Genomic DNA, 18,055 nt, shown 5'->3' on the forward strand with positions numbered 1-18,055 from the left:
TACTGCCTCCCGGTAATTACTTAACGAAGATAGATTCATCCGATTTGGCAAAAATACCTGCTTTTTCAACTGTAAACAATTGTAATACTACTCCCATAAGGGCGCAGGCGGCCATGGCAAAGAAGGTATAGATATAACCTGTCGGGCTATTCCAACCACCGCCGAGGCCAATCAACCAACCCATTAATACCGGGGAGATGCCGCCACCAATAAACATGGCCGTAGTGATAATGCCATTGGCAGTAGAGGTAGCAGCCTTTTCGGCCGAGTCGGAGGCCATGGCATAGTAAATTGGCCAAACAGCATTGGAAACAACACCGAAAAGTAACTGGATTAATACGAGTTTACTCATATTGGTGGCAAAATAGAAGGCAGCGATACCGGCGCTCATCCATAAGCCGCAGACAACCAGGGTCCATTTTCGACCCAGGTAGTCTGACAGCCAGGGCCAGAGGATCTGCCCGAAGGCGCCAGTCAGGGTAAAGATAATACTCAATCCTGCCGAAGCGGCTACGGAGAACCCGACTACATAATGGAGATAAGGAGTTAAGACTACATTAATGCCCATATAAACAATCTGGGTTAGAAGGGTATTCCCGGCAGTTAAAGAGACATTTTTATTTTTAAGGGTTTTAATAAAAACATTCATACCCTGTCCTTTACCTACGTTGACCCCTACATCGAGTTCCGGTTTAGTTAGACCTTTAGCTTCAATATCCTTATATAGGGTATCTACCCGTTCCGGGGTTGAATACCACAGCCAAAAGAGCATAATTGGGACGGCAATAATGGCGAAAAAGAAGCTATAACGCCAATTTTCGGCTCCAAAGGTACTCAGTACATAGCTGGCGACAACGCCACTTAATAAAGCACCAATGGGATAACCTGTATGATGGACACCCAGCGCAAAACCGCGGTTTTCTACCGGCCACCACTCGGCCGTATTACTGACGCCAACCGGTTCGCCCCAGCCGGCACCCAGGTTGACTCCAACCCGCCAGGCAATAAAATGGCTCAACTGGGCACTAAGGGCACGTAAACCTGATAGGAACGACAAAACTGTATACCCGATTACAATTGGCACCTGAAAACGGGCCCGTTTCCAGCCGGAACCGTAGCGATCGCTCATAATACTGCCCGGTATATCCAACACAGCCAGGGCCAGCATAATGAGGGCCACCATATTGCCCCATTGTTCCGGGGAAAGGTGAAACTCTTCGGTAATACTGGGCCCGAGGCGTAAGATAATCTCGCGATCAAAGGCGTTGATTACCCAGATACCCCAGCAGACAAGCAGGGAAACCCAGGAGTATGGGTGCACAGATCTTGGTATCCAGGAACTCTGGACGTGTTTCTTAAGGTCGCCTTCTTTCTCAACCCTGCGTCCCAATGTTTCTACTGCCACAGGATTTCCTCCTTATCAAGAAGTAAATAAAGTAACGTAGATAAAGGATTTTAAAAAATACTTGAGTTTACCAGTCAAACAATGGCTTTCATAACTTTAAGGCGAATTTTTCTAGGGGTTCATCCCCCCTTTCTATTTTATCATACCGCTCATTTACCTGGTTTAGAGAACCATCCCACCCCCTACATTGATTACTTCCCCGGTTATATATCCTGCTTCTTCGGAAGCCAGGAAAGCGACAAGGTTGGCCACGTCCTCGGGTTTGCCCGCCCGGCCCATAGGAATTTTGCTGATCATAATATCCCAGACCTTTTCCGGTACTCCCCTGGTCATATCGGTATCGATAAATCCCGGGCAAATGGCATTAGCGGTGATACCTTTCCGGGCCAGTTCCCGCGCTGCCGTTTTGGTAAGACCAACAACACCGGCTTTGGAGGCAGCATAATTTGCCTGACCTATATTACCCAACCAGCTGGCTGAAGCAATATTGATAATCCTACCTGTTTCCCGTTCCCGCATCAGCTGGGCAGCCACCTGGGTACAGTGGAAGGTCCCGGTAAGATTTACCGCAATGACCTGATCCCACTGCTCCATAGTCATTTTGTGGAGCATAGCATCACGATTAATACCGGCATTATTTACCAGGCAGTACAGGGGACCTAGATTTTCTTCAACAAATTTAAACATGTCTTCTACTTCCGTGCGATTAGCAATATTGCATTGATAGGCTACAGCTTCCCCCCCACGGGCCTTAATTTCAGCTACAGTAGCTTCAGCATTATCCATGATAACATCAGCTACAAGGACCTTTGCCCCTTCATCGGCCAGTTTGATGGCGATACCTTTACCAATCCCCCGACCGGCACCGGTTACAACTGCAACTTTACCTTCTAACCTTTTCATTAAACCCAACACCTTTCGTAAAAAATTTGTTGGATAAGCCATGGTTAGCAAAACCAAGGTTATTTTTTAGCGCTAATTATCTCTTTGAGCCCATATTTACCCTGGTTATAAATACAGGGATCGCCAACCCGTAGAGGTTCAGCAATACGCGGTCGAAATTCCATTTGGTTGAGGACATCCTTTTCCAGGTCAATTCCGGGTGCAATTTCTACCAGTACGGGTCCGTCTTCCTGAAGCTCAAAAACAGCCCTCTCGGTTATAAAGTGCACCTTTTGTTTTTTCTGACGAGCCAGGAGACCGCTGAAGGAAATTTGCTGAACTTGCTTTACCAGTTTTTTGATTGATCCTTCCTGCAAGATCTTCACTTTCCCATCAACAAAATCGACTTTTAAGCCGCCGGTAGTAAAAGTTGAACAGAAGATTACATGCTTGGCACCCTGGGTTATATCGATAAACCCGCCGGCACCGGCTGCACGAGACCCCATTTTAGTGGCATTGACATTTCCGTTAGCATCCATTTCCCCGGCACCCATGAAGGTGAAATCAACTCCTGCACCGGTATAAAAATCAAATTGATCGTCGTGCCGGATTAAAGCATCGGTATTTTTGGCAATACCAAAGTCAATGCCACCGGCAGGAATACCACCGTAGACCCCAGACTCTACGGTGATTGTAATATCATCCAGGATACCTTCTTCGGCGGCAATGGGGCCGACAACGTCGTTAGGAATGCCTGTACCCAGGTTGATGATGGCATCAGGCTCCAATTCCATCATGGCTCGCCGGCCGATTACCTTGCGGATATTCAACGGCAGGGGTTCTATCCTGGAAACCGGCACCCGTAAATCGCCACAGTAGGCAGGATCGAAAACCCAGCTGGAGGTCTGGCGGTGGTCTTCGTCAGGATTCTGGCAAACGACAATGGCATCTACAAAGACACCGGGTACAACCACCTGCTTGGGATGCAGGGTATGGGCCTGGGCTACCCGCTTAACCTGGCAGAGGACCTTACCGCCAAAACGCTTGGCTGCCAGGACGGCTGGTAAAACCTCAAGTTTCATTCCCTCTTCTTCCGTGGTAATGTTACCGTTTTCATCAGCCGTCGTACCCCGGATAATTACGAAATCAATGGGTGGAATTTTATAGAGCAGGTACTCTTCGCCGTCCAGGGTGACAACTTCGACCAAGTCCTCCAGGGGTTTAGTTCGCTCGTTCATCTTACCGCCCTCGATACGTGGATCGACGAAAGTGCCCAGGCCGATTTTAGTTAATTTACCCGGTTGCCCGCAGGCTACACTACGGTATATCTGCGCCAGCTGGCCCTGGGGCATACAATATGCTTCTACTTTGTTGTTGCTAATCATCTCCATCCAGCGCGGTTGCAGGCCCCAGTGGGAACCGATGATACGCGTGACCAGTCCTTCGTGGGCATAGTGCTGGATGCCCCGGTCGCGGTTACTCTGGCCGGCTGAGTGGATCAGGGTTAAATTGCGGGGATGGCCGGTTTCTAAGAAACGCTTCTCAATGCCTTTAAGGATTTCTTCGCTGGCACTTACCAGGGTCATTCCCACCGAAGCAATTACTGCCCCGTCAAAGATTAATTTGGCAGCTTCTTCACCTGTCATAAAACTGGGACGTCTCATAACATAACCTCACCCTATTTGAGTAATATTGGGGATGAAGTAGCTAAACCAGGGTTATAGTTTAGCTACTTCATCGGGTACGTAGTAATTTAAGCTATATTTTCAAAGACCGTAGCAATACCCTGGCCGCCGCCAATACACATGGTAACGATACCATATTTAGCCTGGCGACGTACCATTTCTTTTTGTAATTTAACAGTTAAGATAATGCCGGTTGCACCGATGGGGTGACCCAGGGCGATGGCGCCACCATTAACGTTTACCTTTTCTTCGGGAAGTCCCAGAATGCGCATAACGGCAATCGACTGGGAGGCAAAAGCTTCATTCAGCTCAAAGAGGTCGATATCAGCAAGGGTTAGCCCGGCTTTCTCGACTGCCTTCATAGTCGCGGGGGCAGGACCGATGCCCATAACATCTGGATCAACCCCGGCCACTGCCTGGCTGCGGATTAGCAGTAAGGGCTTGAGGCCAAGTTTGTTGGCTTTTTCGGCCGTCATTAGAACTACTGCTCCAGCGCCGTCGTTGATACCCGAAGAATTGCCAGCAGTTACCGTACCGCCTTCCCGGAAAGCAGGCTTTAATTTTGCCAGTTGCTCCATGGTGAGGCCAAAACGAGGATGTTCATCCTGGGCAAAAATCCTGGTTTCCCTTTTACCGGCAGGGACTTCAACCGGGAGAATTTCGTCCACAAATTTGCCAGCTTTAATGGCAGCCTCAGCTTTCTGCTGGCTCTTTAAAGCAAAGGCATCTTGTTCTTCCCTGGAGATATGGTAACGTTCAGCAATGTTTTCGGCTGTGACACCATTTGGATACGGTCCCAGGGGCCAGGTTAAAATGGTAAGCAAACCGTCTTCTAATTGGCCATGGCCAAACCCATAACCATAACGGGCTTTCCGAACATAATAGGGTAACTGGTTCATATTCTCGGTGCCGCAGGCGACGACAATTTCAGCATTGCCACTTTGAATCTCCTGAACGGCGCTGTTGATGGCCTGCAGTCCCGAACCACACTGGCGGTTTACTGAAAAAGCTGTTGTCTCCAGAGGTAACCCTGCCTTTAAAGAACACATCCTGGCGATAAAACCGTTTTCTGCAACTTGGCCGACATTGCCGACAATAACCTCATCAACCTGGTTGCCTTCCAAACCTGCCCTCCGGACGGCCTCTTTAATCACCATGGCACCCAAGTCAGCCTGGTGGATATCCTTCAGGCTACCACCACGGGTCCCTACCGCTGTCCTGACACCGCTAACTATAACAACATCCTTCATTATAAATCCCCTTTCTTTTTGGAAGCGTTACCATTTTTATTGAAACTGTTGCCGGAGAAGCTTTTTATCAATTTTGCCATTGGCATTCTTCGGCAACTCGTTAACAAAATTGACATATTGCGGTACTTTATATTTAGCTAGTCTCGCCCTTACCCAGTCTTGAATCTCTCTCCCTGTAATGCTACTACCATGATTATTGGGAACAACTACCGCCCTGGCTACTTCCCCGTAAATAGGATCCACGGAACCAATTACCGCAACTTCTTTTACACCCGGGTGGGAATAGATGACATTTTCAACTTCCAGGGAATAAATTTTTTCACCGCCGCGATTAATCATGTCCTTTAACCTATCCATGATATAAACATAACCATCCCCATCTATCCGGGCTACATCCCCTGTCCTGAACCACCCTCCTTGAAAAGCCCTGGTGGTAGCTTCATCATTATTCCAGTATTGTTGGGTCACAACGGGTCCCCGGATACAAAGCTCGCCAACCCCTTTACCGGTAATATCCCGCCCTTCAGCGTCAATTACTTTACAATCGACTACTGGAATTGGTATCCCGGAAGTGCCTATCCTTGGACTTGTGGCTACGTCACCCGGGAATAAGGTTGCCGGGGAACTGGTTTCCGTTAGGCCGTAAACAGTATGAAACTCCAGTTGGGGTATCCATGTCTTAATTTTTTTTATCGTTTCTATCGGGATTGCCCCCCCGCCACAGGCTGCCTTACGTAAATCAGGTAATTGATAATGCCTGTAACCTTGTTCGAGGAGCATGATATAGACTGTGGGAGCGGCATGGAAGAAAGTAATAGAATAACATGTTAAAATATTGAGGACTTCTTGGGTGTTGAAAAAGGGTAACAGATATACTGTACCGCCAATATGCATGAAAAGCAAAAAGAGAGCAGCTAAACCTGTTATATGGAAAATTGGAACTGCAATAAGGGTACTATCTGCTGCCGTTAACTGCAGGGTGCGCTCATAGCTGATAACACTTTGGAGGAGATTAAAATGGGTAAGATAAGCGCCTTTGGGTTTACCGGTAGTTCCCGAGGTATACATGATTACCGCGCCATCTTGTTCGTCGACAGGCGCCGGTGGAATTTCCGTTTCGCGAAAAACATTCTTTAAGGTTATTATGGAAGCGTTACCAAAATTGATATTAATTTTATCGGTAATCGGTTCGGTAACAATTATTTGTTCAATACTTGTTTCTTTGATAAAAGGCAAGACGTTGGGTAGCCACTCCGGGTTAGTTATTAAGATCCTAGCCCCCGAATCCTTGAGCATAAAATTAAGTTCAGTAGCTTTAAGTTTGGTACTCAGGGGTAAAGCTATGGCTCCCAGATACATTGCTGCATAAAAGCTAAGGCAGAAGTCGATACTATTCACCAGCAAGAGGGCAACCACATCACCTTTTTTAACCTGATACTTATTCCACAAGCCGGATGCCAGTCGCCGTGAAGCTTCCTGCATTTCCCTATAACTTAAAGAACTATTTCCTGCACGTAGCGCCGTTTTATCAGGTTGCCTGCTGACAGAACGGGAAAAATCTTCCCACAAATTAGTCGTACCGTGGTCGTAATACCGGTACTCAACTCCATTGAACTTGCATGTTTTTAAATCCTTTTCAGCCAACTCGAACCATTTACCATAACCCGAAACCGCCATAATATGTCCCCTCCATGATAGATAAATATACTTTATTATTTACCGGGTTTATACTCGGCGGTACTCTCACGGATGATCAGCTTAGGTGTAAAGATAATACGTTTTGGTGCTCCTATTTTACCTTTCATTCTGTCAATTAAGACCTCGGCAGCTGTCTGGCCCATTTCATACTGGGGCTGGCGGATGGTCGTGAGTTTTACCCTTGCCAGAGAAGCCATGTCAATATCATCGTAACCTATAACACTTATATCTCGGGGTATTTCTTTCCCCTCCTCGTACAGGGCTTCTATCAATCCCAGGGCCATGAGATCGTTTCCACAAAAGACTGCAGTAATGTCTTCGTTCTGGCTTAAATATTCTTTAGCGAATTTATACCCTGCTTCCATCTGCAAATTACCATAAACTATTCTTTCTTGATTTAACTGGATACCATAATGGACATGGGCGTCGATGAAGCCACGAAGGCGATCTCGGGTAGCACTGGAGTTTTTAAAACCAGCCAGGTGAGCGATATTACGATGCCCTAGCTTGATGAGGTGCTCAGCGGCCAGGTAACCGCCTAGATAATTATCTACGGAGATAACATCTGTCTCGACGGAGGGTAGGTAGCGATTGAGCAAAACAACCGGGCAGCGTAATTTTTCTAACTGTTGGATCAAAGCCTCGGTTTCCATGGCTGTAATCATGATAATGCCAGCAAAGCCATATTCCTCGGCTGCCCGAATATATATCTCCTCTTTTTGCGGGTCATAATCACTATCGCTAACTACAACCATATAACCTTCTTTATTCAGGATATCTTTTACGGCACGGGTTAGTTCTGCATAGAAAGGGTTACGAATATCGCCAATTATAAGGGCAACTACGTTAATTTGGCCCATAACCAGACCGCGGGCAATGCGACTGGGGCGGTAACCAAGTTCATCTATAACTTGCTTGACCCGTTCCCTGGTTTTGGGATCAACGTTGGGGTGGTTTGTTAAAACACGTGAAACCGTAGAACAGGATACCCCGCTTCTTTGGGCTATATCTTTGATGGTTATGCGCATATTTTTCATTCCTCTTGGTAACGGTTCCATGATAATATTAACTCCCAGTCTAGAGACTGTCAAGATGTTTTTTAATAAAAACTTAATAAAATTTTAAGCCCCATAACAGGGGCTTAACATAACATGGGCTTAGCTTACCGGGCGGCCTCAACAATAGTTCTAATCTTTGTATCTACTTCTCTGGCTACTTCCTCTAACCTGGCATGGGGGAAGAATTGAGCCAGCATAGTTGGCCTGAGGGCGCTAATATAGGTCTTGCCGTCCCGAACGTAAACGTTGATTTTGCAGGGCATCATCAGGCTGATAAGGATGTCTTTCGCCAGGACTTCGTGGGCGTAGCGGGCGTTGCAGATTTCGATGATCTTTAAAGGATCGGAATCATACCCTTTACTCCTCAAGGTGGCCTGGACGTCATGGACGTGCTGGACTTTCATGCCCTGGGCGGCAGTAGCCTCTTCTACGGCCTTGACGGCGGCCTCAAAATCCCTGGCCGTAGTTACGGTATAGCTGAAGTCTGGCTGTTCCATGGGGAATCCCTCCGTCTGTGCTTGAAGATTATTTCCGGATGTTAATTTATCAGGTTTATATTATAATACTATTGTTATAATTCGCTGTCAATAAATATGGCGTATATATTTCGCAAACGCCTTGCAGGAAAGGGAAAGATAATAAAAGAAGACACCCGCAGGTACCTTCTTAGTTTTCCTTTTTTACCCCGATAATAATCGCTAGGGGCTGTTTACTGCTTTTTCCGCCACTACAAAAACTTGTACCCCAGGCTTTTCCTCCACCATGATAAAATAGTAATACCAATTCCCCAGGGGGGCTGATAGCCTTGTATTTTACCGGTCTGCAAATAAAAAAACGGCCCAGTCGCATTATTGTGGCCGCGCCCCACGATGGTGACGATGCCGACGGCCTTTCTGATGGCAATAGCGGTTTGATTGCCGCCCGCCTGGCAGAGCGCCTGGGAGCCAGTTTAGTCCTGGCCCGCAATCTCCGTCGCCTGGTAGATGTCAATAAAGACCCGGAGAATGTAGCTGATCCCCGGTTGGCAGCCTGGTGTCATCGTTACCAGGAGCGCATCTTTCGTCCCCTGCCCTTGCTGGTACTGGAGATCCACGGGCATGTCAGCGGCCACTTCGACCTGGAGATTTCCACCGGCTACAGGGGTATCGATGCTGCCTATCGCGAGCGCCTGGAGCTTTACCGCCGGGACCTCCGGCAGGCTATAGACCACTACTGGCTACCCGGCGGCCCTTTAGGGGAAATCAAGAAGCCCACCCTGGGCGTTTTCCCCCTTGACGCGGACGTAAAACTGAAGGCAACCCGCACTTATACCTTCCAATTGCTCCGCGCCCTGCGTTTGCTGGGTCACCCTTGTTACGGCCTTCACGTGGAGATCCATCGTTACCTGCGCCTGCCCCCGCCGGGTGGACCGGACCTCCACGCCGCCCTGGTGGAAATTCTGGCCGCCGGGATTAAACGCTTTTTGCCAGGCCGATAAGGCTCCGGACTGCCTGATAGGCTTCCAGGTAATCACCGCCTGTATAGGTAACGGTGACGGCGTTCAAGCGCTGGCAACGGGGCAGGATAGCTGCTGCTGCCGCCCGGGCCGGATCGTTAAACTCGATGGTCACCCTTGCCGGAGCCGGCGCCGGCAGATGTTTAAGGTTTTTCCTGGCCAGGGCCTTGAGCATTCCCTGGAGAATTTTCGTCCGGGCCTGGCGGTGGGATAATGAACGGACAGCATGGTAATTCAGGGCTTCCTTTACAATAACTATTTCTATATTATTCCCCAGCAATTTTCTAGCCTCGCCGGCCAGAACCTGGTCCCCGCTGACCAGTACCACCGGGACGCCGAAATAACCTGCCAGCAGGGCGTTCAGGCCCAGCTCCCCCATTTCCTCCCCATTGACCTCCAAACGGTGAACTACTTCACTATAAGTATGGGCCAGGACCCCCGGACTGCCGGCCCGGGCATGGTAACCCAGGAAGCAGGCCGCCGTAAAACCCCGGTCGATGCCCTCCATCATCCCCAATCTTTTCGGTGTGCCGCTGATTAGCTGGGCACCGGGATGCAGGTTCTCCACAAGAATGTTGCGCATCCCGTCGTGGGCATCATTTACGCAAACGGTGGTAGCCCCGGCCTGCAGGGCACCGTGAACGGCGGCATTTACTTCTGCCGTCATTAACTTCTGACAACGGGCATATTCCGTTCCCGCCCTGGCTTCCACCTGTTCCCAGGCGCATATACCGGCAACTCCTTCCATATCGGCCGATATGTAGACCCGCATCGCTGCTACCCCCCACTTGAAGTCTTATGTAAAAAAGGGCCGACCGGCCCTAGGAGCAGCTCCTTCAAGCCTTCTGGATATAGTGGTACCCGAGCCTGGTGATATGGTAGCCGATGGTCTCCAGGTTCATCTGGGGTAAGTTATAAGTCACCGTCACCCGCCGGTACCCGGGGATAATATTAACACTTACCACTCCTGGTAAATTACGCAGGGTATTGCCGATCTTCTGGCAATCCTCATCTGTTTTCATATCACTGATGATCAAGGTCATAGTAACCTGCCTGTTTTCTGATGTATAACCATACTGCAAATTTTGTAATTGCCGTTGTAAACATCCCCGTGCCTGCTGGCTATACCAACTCATTTCAAATCCTCCTCTTTTTTCAGGATGAGCGACCTGCTCACCTGCCTCCATCTCAGGGACTCAGACGCCGGAATTCCACCCCTCTCTGGAGAAGCAGGTAATCTATAAAGGAAGGTGTAATCCTTTCCGGGTCGTAGATTACTTTCACCAGATTGCCGCCCTGCTGGGGCAACTGGATCTCCCTGACCAGGGACGCGAGGGCGGAATAAACGGTTTCCCGGATGGTCGGGGTTTCGATGTGAGGGATAATATAAGTGACTTCCTGATATTGATGGGATTGGAATCTCTCCCGGCGGGCGTCAATCCACATCCTTACCTTGGGCTCCACTCCCTTCTCACCTCCTGTTCTCTGCCCTTATATCTTATGCGTTTGCCTCTCCTTTGTTAGCCCGAGAAAAATTTCCAAAATACCCCTGAATTCACTTCCCCAGGTTCATCCCACCCCTCACCGACATATGCTGTAATAGTGATTCTATGAAATGAGGGGTGAAAGATGGCTAAGATTTTGCTGGGAAACACTCCCCTGTCTTTATGGGAGCTTGATGACTTCAGTAAAGCCCTGTTGCCGGTCCTCTGCCGCAATCTAGGTCTCAGTTACCTGGAGGATGATGAAGGAAACCTGATCCTGGAGCCGCCTCTGGGTAATAAGACGATTGTTTTACGCCCTTTAAAAGGTCCTGATAAAGGCTTTAACACCCTGTTAACCTCCGTGAGCCAAAAACTCCAGGGCCTGGGGGCAAATGTTTTAATTGTACCGGCCACGGCCAGGGACGGGCGGCTCTTCCGCCTTTGGCAGACCCAGGTTCTCTTTGCCTTTTCCCAAAAAGATACTTCCGGAATTGAATCAGGCCTGCGTTTTTTTTACGCCCTCAAAAAGCGGGAAGAAAGCCTGGGTTTGATAGCCGCTCTGGTGCGGGCTATGTTAACTTCAGAGAATCCTCCTGGTTACTACATTCCAAGTCCGTGGGAGCATTTTAAGAATTTCCGTTACTACCATCTCTTGAATAATGCCGGTGTGCCCTCGGTCCTGATTGAATTCTGCCAGGTAGAACTCGACGCTGCTTTTATTAATAACCTCACGGTTTGGTTAGTTAATGGTCTTACCCAGTACTTCCGGGAACCCCTGAGTGAAGATACTGTCGTTAAGCTCCAGGCCATGTTGTCCGGCTGGCGTGATACCCTTCTGCAATCCCGGTTAGCGGAAGAGAGTCGCTCCACGCCAGGTCGGCCGGCAGCTAAACTCGAGGAGCCTCTCCAGGCGGAAGATAAAATAACCCCTCTGGATGCCACAATAGAAATAGCCGGGGAGAGTACGCTTCAGAATGACGAAACCCCAGCAGGTATAAATGTCGGGGTTACAGGAGAGCCCTTGGAGATACAACTTACACCGGAAGAGCAGGGAAAACGTGAATTAACGCCGGAAAAGTTAACTATCGCCCCTGTAGAAACTGTAAAAGAAGGGCAAGAACTCCCGGAAGCTGTGGAAACCAAGGTAAATGAACCGACCCTACCATCAAATTCCGGTACAGAGGAGATACCTGCCAGGATATCGCCGGAGTCCGTGGGCCAGCCCGATACCCCTTCTCCGGGTGCGAGCCATCCCCAGCCGGAGAACTCCACCGCAAAACCGACACTAGTTCAGTCCCAGCCAGAAACCTCACCCCTGGCTACGGTAACAACAGGTTCTCCCGCACTGGAGTCTGGCACGGTGCCGGCAACAGAAACGCTTCCCGATCGTCCGGAGGCTTTAACCCGACGGACCAAACGCCGCCACCGGGGCAATTCCTTCGTCCCTCCAGGTGACGGGCCGGTATTTATCTTCCAGCGGCCGCCCGAATTAGCATCCTTTCCCTCCCTTTTCCCACGGGAGGTACTGGAACGCATGCTACCGGCAGCAGTCCAGAGTACCTTCAACACCACTATCCCCAGCAGAAAACCGGCAGCTTCTCCTATAGTTGCCCGGCAGGAGCCTCAACCGGTACCGTCGGATTTACCGCTCTTCAACCCGGAACCGGTTAAACCGCTAGTGCAAACCACGGCAGACGGTAGCGATTCAACCCTGGTGGAACTGAAAAATCTAGGTACCGCTATCTTGACTCCGGAACAATTCCAGGAACCCCAAAACGGCGAAGCACCGTCAATTTGACGGTGCTTCTTACTACCGGCTGGGAATGTTTTTGCTTAGAAACACTGGGCAGGTGGTGCCGGCGGGCAGACACCGGGAGCCACAACGCAGGGGGCCGGAACGCAGAAGCCGTAGCTGGGGACCAGGAGCTGGACAGTGAGGATGGTCTTGATAACTACACAGACCTGGAAGTCACAGGTAACGGTAATGTTGCCGACACCGACGGCGGAAACTACGCAGTTGCAGAAGAGGAGGGTACTCTCACCGCAGTCGACGGTAACGCCCTCGGGGGCACACAGGGTTACAATTTTCGTAAAGGTAAAGACGCGGTTAGCAGTTTCCGTTGCGGCGTTGGGGTTGGTGAGGGTCACCGGTACGGAAACGACAATGGTCAGGGTGGCAAAGTTACCAGTGGTCGGGGTGCGGTTAATGACGTTGCAGGTAATAGGCCCGGCCTGGGCACAGGGGATGGGCTGCCCGACGGTAAAGGTACCGGTAACAAATGTTCCGGTGAGGCCGGTAGTTACAGTCGTATCCCGGCTGCGGCTTTCAACCTGGAAGCAGCTGTCATAGACCTTGTCGGCCACAATGCATTCAATCCGGGTCGGGGGTGGGCAGCCCTCGGGCGGACATACGCCAGGACCAACTACTTGCTGCTGGGTGCTGACTTCATCAGCCATTTTTTTACCTCCTCGAGGCAAAGTTTTACTGGTTATTGCCTGGTATATAATATTGACCTCACGGGGTGGATGTTACCTGGAAGATAATTTTCCTGCCTGGATAGCATATGCATTGGTTAGATGGATATGGTTCTCACGGGGAGGTAAGGTGGTGTTTACCTCTTTAATCGCTTCTGAAGACAGCTGGCAACTGGTTTGCAGCCAGGGGACTTTAAGATATAGGTATACAGCCACCGGCCGGCCCATGGCCAACCTGTTGTCCTATAAGGCGGCCATTGACCGAGGCGGTTGTCTTCATGTAATAGTAACCTTGGCTGATGGCCGGTTGATCTACGCTCGCTGGCGGGGCAGCCGCTGGGAAAGTAGCGGATTGCCTGTTAATGGTACTGTTCTGGACCTGTCCCTGGACACCTGCGGCAGACCCCACTTGCTTCTATCCGGAGCCCCGGGAGCAGAAATCTATCATTTATATCGGAGTGAAAATGCCTGGCGCCGGCAGGTTCTACCCTTTCGCCTGACCGGCCCGCCCCTGGTGCTGAAACCCCTACCTCGGGATCGACTTTTCCTTGCCGGCCATTATACCACCAGGGAAAGGGGTCACGTATTTTTAACAGTTTACTCTCCCACCACCGGCTGGCAGGAACCGCGTGCTTTACAGGCCACAGGGCCGGAGGAAAAAATCTACGGCTACTGGTATCAGGGTTGTCTTTATTTCTTGTCGTGGCGAAAACAGGAGCCGGGGTACGGATTATATTTAAACCTGGTCGACCCTGCCAGGGATAACCTGGAGTCTCTATCCCTGGGGGCCCTGAGTGACCCACCGGATGATCAACCGGTGCTTGTCGGCCGGGATGATACCCGCCTTTTTCTCTGGACTTCCAGCAGCCGCCTGGCTTTTTGTTTTTCCCGGGATAGCGGGAGAACCTGGTCCCCTCCCCAGAGCGCCTATTTCTTTTTCCCGGCCCGGATTAAAAGGGTGGAGGGGCCGGATGGCCCCTCCACCTGGCAGGTAGCTTTCACCAAAATCAGCGGTCTGGAGCCAGACTGGCCCCTGTTAATCGACTTTGACCCCCTGTTTTCTTTATGCAAGGCAGTCCTGGTAAATCCGGTTACCGAAGGCTCTTTCTGGAAGCAGTAATCTAGATAAAAATTGGTACGATGGCTCCCAGGAACAGAGGCCCGAAGGCGAAGGGGAACCCTACCGCGGCTCCGATTAAGAAGACCGGATCCTTGTCCATGGTACCTTCCATCATGTGGTGGCACATCATCATGCCGTGGGCCATGGGCATCATTTCGACTGTCTTGAACTCCTCCATTTCCCGGTAACGCACCATTAAAACCACCCGGTCTTTACCGAAATGCCTGGGGTCCGGGAGATCACGGGCGACAACCAGCAATTCGCGTTTTTCAATATTGATCATTCCCATACCCATAGCCCCGGGGCAATGGTGAGTTGGATGCATCATGAAGCAGTGGCGCCGGGGCATTGCCGTTGGTATCAGGGGTATGCAGAGGCGCTGGCCGGGATATATCAAATTGGGATCTTTGATATGCGGGTTGGCTGCCATAATTTGATCCACGGTGGTACCAAACATGCTGGCAATGCCGCTCAGGGTATCTCCGGGCCGGACCACATAAATAAAGCCGTTGGGGCAGGTCACCGGTGCTGAAGCCGGGATGCAGAGGACTTGACCGGGGTAAATAAGGTTCGGATCCTTAATCTGGGGATTGGCGGCTATCAGGGCGTCCAGGCTGACATTGAACTTTTGGGCTATAGTATACATAGTATCTCCGGGTTGGACGGTGTAGAGGAAGCCTCCAGGACAGGGTCCCGGGGGCACTGGAGCCATCTTCGGAATACAGAGGACCTGACCGGGGTAAATAAGGTTTGGATCCCTGACCTGGGGGTTGGCAGCAATGAGGTCGTTTAAACTGATGCCAAACCTCCGGGCAATGAAATACATGGTATCGCCGGACTGAACGGTGTAATGAAAACCACCCGGGCATGGGGGCCGGATATGGATATTCTGGGCCTCCGTCTCATTTACGGCTGTTGCTTCCACCTTTTTTTCTTCATTGCTCATGGGGCCGATCTCCTTTCCTTATCAGCAAAATTTGCTAGTATAAGGTATGAAACCGGCCGACTATTGGTTCATATAAAAAGGGCTGGCCCCAATAAAAGGGCAGCCCTTCTCCGTAAATACAGTTCTACCAAAGATGGTAATTTGAGTTTGCTTACGCCTCGAACCAAGCTACCTACCGCCTGTACCCTCCACCTCCCTTACCTCAGCCTACTTTTAAATTGTTCGTGAAGGAAGCGTCAGCCCCCATGGGCGGCTCTAGAGAGTTAGTTTTTAATCGGCGGGGTTCCAGGGATTTTAGCCAGGAGTCTGGCTAGGGCGGCGGCCAGTTCCGCGCGGGTGGCCGGCTGGTCGGGACGGAAAGTGCCGTCCGGGTAACCCGCCATGATACCGGTAGCCAAAACCTGACGGATGGCCTCCTCGGCCCAGTGACCCTGAATATCGCCAGGGGCCTTAACCTGCAGGCCCAGGTAGGCCGCCAGGCCCTTAAAAATGGCCAGGGCCAGGGCCTGGCGGGTTCCCGGCTTGGCCAGAAGGGACGCCGTCGCCGGGTTGCTGATGAACCCCATCTCCACCAGGACCGCCGGGGCATCAGTTTCTCTGAGGATATAGAAGTTAGCTTCCCGTACGCCGCCGTCCGGCCAGCCGGTGGCGGCCACCAGCTCAGGCTGGATGGAACGGGCTATCTTCTCCGCCTGTCCTCCGGGGGCCAGGATAAAGGTGCTGACGTAATTTGCCGTGGTGTTGTCAGCGCTATTGACATGCAGGCTAACCACCACGTCGACCTGCTTCCGGTTAAAAAGCTCCGCCCGGCTGGCCAAAGAAACATCCTGGTCCACCGTACGGGACATGATCACTTCCAGACCCGCACCCTGCAACCTTTGCCGTAAATCCAGCCCCACAGCCAGGGTGACATCCTTTTCCTGGAGCCCATCAGCAGCTACCGCCCCGGGATCGCTGCCACCGTGGCCGGGATCAATACCAATTCTGGTCATTTCGAACACCCCCAACCTATGATATGCTTGCAGTCTATCATAGGCGCTGGAAACGGTGGGGGCAAGGTTCGTCCTCAACCAGTTACGCTTTTCCCTTCTCCTTTATTCCCTGCTTTACGGCTCCGACGGTTCCCGGTTTGGTCATGGCGGCCGGGGTTAAGACGTTTTCCAGTTCGTCAGAGGTCAAATACCCTTCTTCTAGAACTATTTCTTTTATTGATCGGCCGGAAACCACGGCTTCCCGCACTACTTCCGTGGCCTTCTCGTAGCCAATATAGGGCAGCAGGGCCGTAGCCAGGGCCGGGCTCACGGCCAGGAGTTCCTGGCAGCGCTCGGGGTTGGCGGTTATACCCGTGATACACTCGGTGCGGAATATCCGGGCCGCTGCCGCCAGCATGGCCAGGGATTCCAGCAAGGTATGGGCAATAAGGGGGGCAAAGGGATTGAGCTCCAGCTGGCCCTGACTGGCAGCCATGGCGATCAAGTAATCATTGGCCATGACCTGCATGGCTACCTGGCTGACCATCTCCGGGATGACGGGATTGACTTTGCCGGGCATGATGGAGGATCCCGCCTGGCGTTCCGGCAAATTGATCTCCGCCGGGCCGCCCCGGGGGCCGGCGGCCATAAAACGCAGGTCGGAGGCTATTTTGTGCATGGTAACGGCGGCAGCCTTGACCAGACCAGAGACCTCCACAAAGACGTCCATATTCTGGGTGGCGTCAATCATATTCTCCGCCCGGGCCAGGCCTATTCCTGTAAGGCGGCGCAGGTAGTCGTTGACCAGGTAGATGTACTTCAGGGGGGCGTTAAGGCCGGTGCCGGTGGCGGTGCCACCCAGGTTTACCTGGCGCAGGCGCTCTTCAACTTTATAGAGGCGCCAGCGGTCCCGGGAAATGGCCTGGGCGTAAGCGCCGAATTCCTGCCCCAGGGTTACCGGCACGGCGTCCTGGAGCTCGGTACGACCGATTTTGACCACCCCGGCGAAGGCGGCCTCTTTCTCCTGGAGGGCTTCCTGGAGTTTCGCCAGTTCATCCGCCAGGGGCAGCAACAGGCGGATGGCTGCCACCCGCATGGCCGTGGGGTAGACATCGTTAGTGGACTGATGCAGGTTAACGTGATCGATGGGATGGATGGTAGCGTAATCGCCTTTGGGGCGACCCAGAATTTCCAGGGCGCGGTTGGCGATTACCTCGTTGACGTTCATATTGGTTGAGGTACCGGCGCCGCCCTGGTAGGCGTCGAGGAAAAACTGGTCGGCCAGTTCACCCCGGGCCACTTCCTGGCAGGCGGTGATGATGGCCCGGCCTTTTTCGGCCGGCAGGTAACCCAGGTCCAGGTTAGCCCTGGCCGCGGCTTCTTTTACAGTAGCCAGGGCTTTAATCAATTCCGGATGGACCCTGGCCCGGCTGACGTTGAAGTTTTCTGCGGCCCGCAGGGTATGGATACCATAATAAGCAGTAGCTGGTACTTCCCTGGTGCCCAGCAGGTCGTGTTCCTGGCGGGTAGACATGGACAATCCCTTCCTCTACCCCTATTTTAGCAAACAAAAAGCGACGGGCCAA

At 51.5% G+C, this 18,055-nt stretch carries 17 protein-coding genes; 3 read left to right on the forward strand and 14 right to left on the reverse strand.

Going from position 1 to position 18,055, the window contains the following annotated elements:
- Positions 1 to 16: 16 nt before the first annotated feature.
- The 7 genes from MOTHE_RS05990 to MOTHE_RS06020 form a co-directional block, all read right to left on the reverse strand.
- Complete coding sequence (locus MOTHE_RS05990) at positions 17 to 1,333, reverse strand: MFS transporter (protein WP_051498682.1); 1,317 nt, start codon at positions 1,331 to 1,333, stop codon at positions 17 to 19.
- Between the two features lie 234 nt (positions 1,334 to 1,567).
- On the reverse strand, positions 1,568 to 2,308 hold the full coding sequence (gene fabG / locus MOTHE_RS05995; protein WP_011392772.1) for a 3-oxoacyl-ACP reductase FabG: 741 nt from the start codon (positions 2,306 to 2,308) through the stop codon (positions 1,568 to 1,570).
- A 59-nt stretch (positions 2,309 to 2,367) separates the two neighbouring features.
- Positions 2,368 to 3,951 carry a propionate CoA-transferase gene (locus MOTHE_RS06000; protein WP_011392773.1) on the reverse strand — a complete coding sequence of 528 codons (1,584 nt, stop codon included), beginning with the start codon at positions 3,949 to 3,951 and terminating at the stop codon, positions 2,368 to 2,370.
- 89 nt (positions 3,952 to 4,040) lie between these two features.
- Positions 4,041 to 5,222, reverse strand: coding sequence for a thiolase family protein (locus MOTHE_RS06005; protein WP_011392774.1), 1,182 nt, complete (start codon positions 5,220 to 5,222; stop codon positions 4,041 to 4,043).
- A 36-nt stretch (positions 5,223 to 5,258) separates the two neighbouring features.
- Positions 5,259 to 6,899, reverse strand: a complete 1,641-nt coding sequence (locus MOTHE_RS06010; RefSeq protein WP_053094786.1) for a class I adenylate-forming enzyme family protein — start codon at positions 6,897 to 6,899, stop codon at positions 5,259 to 5,261.
- Between the two features lie 35 nt (positions 6,900 to 6,934).
- A complete protein-coding gene (locus tag MOTHE_RS06015; RefSeq protein WP_025774744.1) occupies positions 6,935 to 7,957 on the reverse strand; it encodes a LacI family DNA-binding transcriptional regulator in 1,023 nt (340 codons plus the stop codon).
- Positions 7,958 to 8,082: 125 nt separating this feature from the next.
- On the reverse strand, positions 8,083 to 8,475 hold the full coding sequence (locus MOTHE_RS06020) for a DUF302 domain-containing protein (protein ID WP_011392777.1): 393 nt from the start codon (positions 8,473 to 8,475) through the stop codon (positions 8,083 to 8,085).
- Positions 8,476 to 8,783: 308 nt separating this feature from the next.
- On the opposite strand from MOTHE_RS06020, the gene MOTHE_RS06025 reads away from it, so the two are divergent.
- Positions 8,784 to 9,455, forward strand: a complete 672-nt coding sequence (locus MOTHE_RS06025; RefSeq protein ID WP_053094787.1) for a hypothetical protein — start codon at positions 8,784 to 8,786, stop codon at positions 9,453 to 9,455.
- Here the strand turns inward: MOTHE_RS06025 and MOTHE_RS06030 are convergent.
- From MOTHE_RS06030 to MOTHE_RS06040, 3 genes are all read right to left on the reverse strand, one after another.
- Positions 9,430 to 10,245 carry a M55 family metallopeptidase gene (locus MOTHE_RS06030; RefSeq protein WP_011392779.1) on the reverse strand — a complete coding sequence of 272 codons (816 nt, stop codon included), beginning with the start codon at positions 10,243 to 10,245 and terminating at the stop codon, positions 9,430 to 9,432. The two genes, MOTHE_RS06025 and MOTHE_RS06030, sit on opposite strands and share 26 nt — an antisense overlap.
- Positions 10,246 to 10,309: 64 nt before the next feature.
- Positions 10,310 to 10,609: a heavy-metal-associated domain-containing protein gene (locus MOTHE_RS06035; RefSeq protein ID WP_011392780.1), complete on the reverse strand. Its 300-nt coding sequence runs from the start codon at positions 10,607 to 10,609 to the stop codon at positions 10,310 to 10,312.
- A 52-nt stretch (positions 10,610 to 10,661) separates the two neighbouring features.
- The gene (locus MOTHE_RS06040) at positions 10,662 to 10,937 is read right to left on the reverse strand and encodes a hypothetical protein (RefSeq protein WP_011392781.1); all 276 of its coding nucleotides are present in this window, start codon (positions 10,935 to 10,937) and stop codon (positions 10,662 to 10,664) included.
- A 165-nt stretch (positions 10,938 to 11,102) separates the two neighbouring features.
- On the opposite strand from MOTHE_RS06040, the gene MOTHE_RS06045 reads away from it, so the two are divergent.
- Positions 11,103 to 12,755, forward strand: coding sequence for a hypothetical protein (locus MOTHE_RS06045; RefSeq protein ID WP_053094788.1), 1,653 nt, complete (start codon positions 11,103 to 11,105; stop codon positions 12,753 to 12,755).
- 35 nt (positions 12,756 to 12,790) lie between these two features.
- On the opposite strand, the gene MOTHE_RS06050 is transcribed toward MOTHE_RS06045, so the two are convergent.
- Positions 12,791 to 13,414: a hypothetical protein gene (locus tag MOTHE_RS06050; RefSeq protein WP_011392783.1), complete on the reverse strand. Its 624-nt coding sequence runs from the start codon at positions 13,412 to 13,414 to the stop codon at positions 12,791 to 12,793.
- Between the two features lie 151 nt (positions 13,415 to 13,565).
- Here MOTHE_RS06050 and MOTHE_RS06055 point away from each other — a divergent pair, with 151 nt between their 5' ends.
- Positions 13,566 to 14,552, forward strand: a complete 987-nt coding sequence (locus MOTHE_RS06055) for a hypothetical protein (RefSeq protein ID WP_053094789.1) — start codon at positions 13,566 to 13,568, stop codon at positions 14,550 to 14,552.
- Position 14,553: 1 nt separating this feature from the next.
- Here MOTHE_RS06055 and MOTHE_RS12785 read toward each other — a convergent pair whose 3' ends face one another.
- The 3 genes from MOTHE_RS12785 to MOTHE_RS06070 all read right to left on the reverse strand — a co-directional run bounded on the left by MOTHE_RS12785 (position 14,554) and on the right by MOTHE_RS06070 (position 18,003).
- Positions 14,554 to 15,498 carry a LysM peptidoglycan-binding domain-containing protein gene (locus MOTHE_RS12785; RefSeq protein WP_071521818.1) on the reverse strand — a complete coding sequence of 315 codons (945 nt, stop codon included), beginning with the start codon at positions 15,496 to 15,498 and terminating at the stop codon, positions 14,554 to 14,556.
- 263 nt (positions 15,499 to 15,761) lie between these two features.
- Positions 15,762 to 16,490 carry an N-acetylmuramoyl-L-alanine amidase gene (locus tag MOTHE_RS06065; protein WP_011392786.1) on the reverse strand — a complete coding sequence of 243 codons (729 nt, stop codon included), beginning with the start codon at positions 16,488 to 16,490 and terminating at the stop codon, positions 15,762 to 15,764.
- A gap of 82 nt (positions 16,491 to 16,572) precedes the next feature.
- Positions 16,573 to 18,003: an aspartate ammonia-lyase gene (locus MOTHE_RS06070; protein ID WP_011392787.1), complete on the reverse strand. Its 1,431-nt coding sequence runs from the start codon at positions 18,001 to 18,003 to the stop codon at positions 16,573 to 16,575.
- Positions 18,004 to 18,055: the final 52 nt, after the last annotated feature.

Origin of the sequence: Moorella thermoacetica (assembly GCF_001267405.1) — a bacterium.
Lineage (GTDB): Bacteria > Bacillota > DSM-521 > Neomoorellales > Neomoorellaceae > Neomoorella > Neomoorella thermoacetica.

Coding starts and splice junctions, on each gene's coding strand:
- MOTHE_RS06000 (WP_011392773.1), bottom strand. CDS start 3,951: ATGAGACGTCCCAGTTTTATGACAGGTGAAGAAGCTGCCAAATTAATC.
- MOTHE_RS06045 (WP_053094788.1), top strand. CDS start 11,103: ATGGCTAAGATTTTGCTGGGAAACACTCCCCTGTCTTTATGGGAGCTT.
- MOTHE_RS06050 (WP_011392783.1), bottom strand. CDS start 13,414: ATGGCTGATGAAGTCAGCACCCAGCAGCAAGTAGTTGGTCCTGGCGTA.
- MOTHE_RS06015 (WP_025774744.1), bottom strand. CDS start 7,957: ATGAAAAATATGCGCATAACCATCAAAGATATAGCCCAAAGAAGCGGG.
- MOTHE_RS06020 (WP_011392777.1), bottom strand. CDS start 8,475: ATGGAACAGCCAGACTTCAGCTATACCGTAACTACGGCCAGGGATTTT.
- MOTHE_RS12785 (WP_071521818.1), bottom strand. CDS start 15,498: ATGAGCAATGAAGAAAAAAAGGTGGAAGCAACAGCCGTAAATGAGACG.
- MOTHE_RS06035 (WP_011392780.1), bottom strand. CDS start 10,609: ATGAGTTGGTATAGCCAGCAGGCACGGGGATGTTTACAACGGCAATTA.
- MOTHE_RS06070 (WP_011392787.1), bottom strand. CDS start 18,003: ATGTCTACCCGCCAGGAACACGACCTGCTGGGCACCAGGGAAGTACCA.
- MOTHE_RS06030 (WP_011392779.1), bottom strand. CDS start 10,245: ATGCGGGTCTACATATCGGCCGATATGGAAGGAGTTGCCGGTATATGC.
- MOTHE_RS06065 (WP_011392786.1), bottom strand. CDS start 16,490: ATGACCAGAATTGGTATTGATCCCGGCCACGGTGGCAGCGATCCCGGG.
- fabG (WP_011392772.1), bottom strand. CDS start 2,308: ATGAAAAGGTTAGAAGGTAAAGTTGCAGTTGTAACCGGTGCCGGTCGG.
- MOTHE_RS06010 (WP_053094786.1), bottom strand. CDS start 6,899: ATGGCGGTTTCGGGTTATGGTAAATGGTTCGAGTTGGCTGAAAAGGAT.
- MOTHE_RS06005 (WP_011392774.1), bottom strand. CDS start 5,222: ATGAAGGATGTTGTTATAGTTAGCGGTGTCAGGACAGCGGTAGGGACC.